The sequence below is a fragment of the Streptomyces mutabilis genome (assembly GCF_046628145.1).
Taxonomy (GTDB): domain Bacteria; phylum Actinomycetota; class Actinomycetes; order Streptomycetales; family Streptomycetaceae; genus Streptomyces; species Streptomyces mutabilis.
On record NZ_CP176874.1, the window covers coordinates 6,307,876 to 6,308,698 of the forward strand.

Genomic DNA, 823 nt, shown 5'->3' on the forward strand with positions numbered 1-823 from the left:
TCACCGGCGCAGGAATTCGACGAGGCTCTTGTTCACCGCGTCCGGTGACTCGAGGTATCCGTAGTGCCCGCAGTCGGGCACCAGTTCGTACTCGGCGCCGGGGATCGCGTCGGCGACCTCCCGGCCCAGGTGGGGCGGGGCGATCAGGTCGTCCTGGAAGGCGATCACCCGGGTGGCGGCCCGGATGCCGCGGTAGGCCTCGCGCCGGTCGGGCATCACGCCCACCCCGAGCTGGGCCCGGTGCCCCGCCCCGGAGACCCGGGTCAGCTCCAGCACGTCGAGCCAGTCGCGGGCCTGCCGGTCGTCGTCGAGGGTGCGGGGCGAGAGGTTCTGCATGGCCTGGACGACCGCCTCGTAGGCGGCGGGCAGCCGGACCCCCTGGTCGTACAGTTCCATCTCCGCGCGGCACAGCGCGTCGCGCAGGGCGTCCGGGCGGGCCCGGGTCGCCATCAGCACCAGCCGGTCGACGAGGTCGGGCCGGGACAGTGCCAGCTCCTGGGCGATGTGCGCGCCCATGGAGATGCCCGCCACCTGGCAGGGGCCGAGGCGCAGTTCCTCGATGAGGGCCGCGGTGTCGGCGACCAGGTCGTCGATGCCGAAGCCCCCGGGGCACTCCTCGCTGGGGGCGATGCCCCGGTTGTCGAAGCTGATCACCCGGAAGCCGGCGGCGACCAGGGCGGGCACCTGGTGCAGGTGCCAGGCCCGGCCGCTGCCGCCCGAGCCCATGACGAGCAGCACGGCGGGCGCCGAGCGCTCACCCCCGGGCGGCGCGCTGTCGTAGTAGTTGATCCTGATGTCGTTGACGGTGATGACAGGCATGGCG

The 823-nt window shown here is 73.4% G+C and carries 1 protein-coding gene; it reads right to left on the reverse strand.

Annotated features, from left to right (window positions below):
* Complete coding sequence (locus tag ACLIN4_RS28420) at positions 1-819, reverse strand: alpha/beta fold hydrolase (RefSeq protein ID WP_030978472.1); 819 nt, start codon at positions 817-819, stop codon at positions 1-3.
* Positions 820-823: the final 4 nt, after the last annotated feature.